Annotated in this window: 3 protein-coding genes; all 3 read right to left on the minus strand. The window is 62.9% G+C overall.

Translation table 11 applies throughout. From position 1 onward, the window contains the following. Nucleotides 1-1374: methyl-accepting chemotaxis protein (locus VIR09_RS07880; RefSeq protein WP_332012374.1), on the minus strand; the 1374-nt coding region annotated here is incomplete at its 3' end. Between the two features lie 91 nt (nt 1375-1465). Next, nucleotides 1466-1966 (minus strand): chemotaxis protein CheW, encoded by a 501-nt coding sequence (cheW, locus tag VIR09_RS07885; RefSeq protein WP_013393375.1) that lies wholly within the window; start codon nt 1964-1966, stop codon nt 1466-1468. Between the two features lie 16 nt (nt 1967-1982). Then, a partial coding sequence (locus tag VIR09_RS07890; RefSeq protein WP_332012375.1) for a chemotaxis protein CheW occupies nt 1983-3261 on the minus strand: 1279 nt, incomplete at its 5' end.

Below are 3261 nucleotides of genomic sequence, written 5' to 3' on the forward strand. Positions count from 1 at the left end.
CTGCATCGTCGCACCCGCGCGCTCCACCTGCTGCGAGCCTGCGCCAACCTTGGTCACCGAGTCCTCGATCAGGCCCTTGATTTCCTTGGCCGCCTGGGCGCTGCGCTGCGCCAGCGAACGGACTTCGCCCGCCACCACCGCGAAGCCCTTGCCCTGCTCCCCGGCACGCGCTGCTTCCACCGCGGCGTTCAGCGCCAGGATGTTGGTCTGGAAGGCAATACCGTCGATCACCGACACGATCTCGGAAATCTTGCGCGAGCTGGCCGAAATGCCTTGCATCGTGCTGACCACTTCCGACACTGCGGAACCGCCACGCTCGGCCACGTCCGAGGCGCTGGCCGCCAGCTGGTTGGCCTGGCGCGCGTTGTCGGCGTTCTGCTTCACGGTCGAGGCCAGCTGTTCCATCGAAGCCGCGGTCTCTTCCAGCGAGGCAGCCTGCTGCTCGGTACGGCTGGACAGATCCGTGTTGCCCGCGGCAATCTCGTGAGAACCCACGTTGATCTCATCCACGCCGCGGCGCACCGACGCCACCGTACGGGTCAAGCTTTCCTGCATGCGCTTCAGGGCGGCGAACAGCTGACCGATTTCGTTGGTGTTGCGTACGTCCACGCGGGCAGTCAGGTCGCCGCTGGCGATGCGGTCGAAGTGATGCCCAGCTTCCTTCAACGGCAACAGCACGCGGCGGCGCAGGAAGACATAGGTGGCGAACACCAGCAACGCAGCGACCACGCCGCCGGCACCCACGGCCATCAGGACGAATTGGTAGCGCACCTGCGCCACCTCATGAGCATCCAGCATCTTGCTGGCGCGCCAGAAATCAAAGCCTTCGATCGCGCGCGCGTAGCGCCCTTCCAGGGCGTCCTGCACCGTCTGAACCTGTTTCTGGTAGGCGGGCATGTCCGCCTTTTCCAGCGAGGCCACCAATGGCGCCAACCCTTGCCGGACCAGCGCGTCATAGGCCTGGTCGATCTCTTTCAGGGCGTCGGCGGCTTCGGCGGGCCGGGCCAGACTCTTGTAATACTCGTACTCGGCCTGCCCCTTGTTCATGGAGGCCTTGGCGCGTTCCAGCAAGCCGGCCGCCTCGGACGACAAGCCCTGGGTCAGCAAGGTGGGCTGACCCACGTTCTTCACGATGTCCGCGTAGTTGGCAGCCGCCGCGCGGCCCAGGCCGGCCATGGAATCCTTGTAGCTGGAGACGACGCGTCCGACCGCATCGTCCAATTCTTGCGATTGCTTGATCTCCGCCAGGGTGCCGTTGCTGATGCGCAGAGACAGCACACCCAGTGCGGCTCCGATCACCAACATGAATGAGAAAAACGCCAACACCCACAACAGGCTGCTGCGTATCGTCATGTTCGCGAGAAACTTGCGCATCACAAGAACCACTCCTAGACTGAAATCGTTAAAGGAAAGCGCCACATTGGATTCAATATGGCGCTTCTACCTCCCAAGCAGGCCACTCCGATCAGGACGCGACCTTCTCCACCAGCGCCATTTCGTCGCTGGTCATCATTTTTTCGATATCCACCAGAATCAGCATGCGTTCGTCCACCGTACCCAGGCCCGTCAGGTACTCGGTGGACAAAGTGGCGCCGAACTCCGGTGCCGGACGGATCTGGCCCGAATTGAGCATCAGCACGTCGGACACGCCGTCCACCACGATCCCGACGACGCGGCGATCGAGGTTGAGAATGATGACCACGGTCTGCTCGTTGTATTCAACGCGGCCCAGGTTGAACTTGATGCGCAGGTCGACGATGGGCACGATGATGCCGCGCAGGTTCGTCACGCCCTTGATGAACGGCGGAACATTCGCGATGCGGGTCACCGTGTCGGCGTCGTAGCCGCGGATCTCCTGCACCTTCAGGATGTCGATGCCGTATTCTTCGTCGCCCAGCGTGAACACCAGGAATTCGCTGCCGACATCTTCATTGCGCGCGGATTGCGCTTGCGGTTTGGCTGCCATGAGGTTTATTTCTCCATCAATTCAGAATGGCTTCGGGCTGCGACCAACGCTCACGGTTGGCGCGCGCAAGCGCAAATACGTCGACAATCAGGGCCACGCTGCCATCGCCCAGGATGGTGGCGGCGGAAATGCCCGGCACCTTGCGGTAATTCGATTCCAGATTTTTCACCACGACCTGGTGTTGGCCGATCAGGTGATCCACCAGCAGCGCAAAACGCCGGTCTTCGGCCTGCATGATGACCGCGATGGCCTGCGTAGGGTCGGTCTGGGCCTCGCCGACCGAGAACACCCGGTGCATCTCGACCAGCGGCAGGTACTCGCCACGCACGTGCATCACGCGCTCGTTGCCGGCCACCGAATAGATCTGGTCATTCGTGGGCTGCAGCGATTCGGTCACGTGATTCAGCGGCAGGATGAAGGTTTCCTCGCCGACCCGCACCGACATGCCGTCCAGGATGGCCAGCGTCAGCGGCAGCACGATGCGCGTCGTGGTGCCATTGCCCGGCTCGCACGACAGCTGCACATGGCCGCCCATGTCCTGGATGTTCCGGCGCACCACGTCCATGCCCACGCCACGGCCGGAAATATCCGTGACTTTTTCGGCGGTGGAGAAGCCCGGCGCGAAGATCAATTGCCAGATTTCGTCGTCCGGCGAATTCTCGTTGACCGGCAGGCCTTGGGCGATCGCCTTCTTCAGGATCTTGTCGCGGTTCAGGCCACCGCCGTCGTCGCTGACTTCGATGACGATATTGCCGCCGTTATGCTGGGCGGACAGCACCAGCTGCCCGACCGGATCCTTGCCCGCGGCGACGCGCTTTTCGGGCGTCTCGATGCCATGGTCCAGGCTGTTTCGCACCAGGTGGGTCAGCGGGTCGATGATGCGTTCGATCAGGCTCTTGTCCAGTTCGGTTGCGCGGCCATGGGTTTGCAGTTCGATCTGCTTGCCCATCTTGCTGGCAATGTCGCGCACCAGGCGCGGAAAACGGCTGAACACGTAGTCCATCGGCATCATCCGGATGGACATGACCGCTTCCTGCAGGTCGCGGGCATTGCGTTCCAGCTGTTCCATGCCATTGAGCAGGCGGTCGTGCAGCACCGGATCCAGAGTCGAAGCCGTCTGCGCCAGCATCGCTTGCGTAATGACCAGTTCGCCCACCAGGTTGATGACCTGGTCGACTTTCTCGACGCCGACGCGGATCGAGGTGGATTCCTTGTCCGCATGGGCCGGCGCCGCCGCGGCGGGCCGCGCCACACGGGCGGACTGTGTGATTGCCTCGGCGGCCGCTGCCGACTCG

This window comes from Achromobacter sp. (assembly GCF_036567245.1).
GTDB lineage: Bacteria > Pseudomonadota > Gammaproteobacteria > Burkholderiales > Burkholderiaceae_B > Achromobacter.

Coding starts and splice junctions, on each gene's coding strand:
- cheW (WP_013393375.1), bottom strand. CDS start 1,966: ATGGCAGCCAAACCGCAAGCGCAATCCGCGCGCAATGAAGATGTCGGC.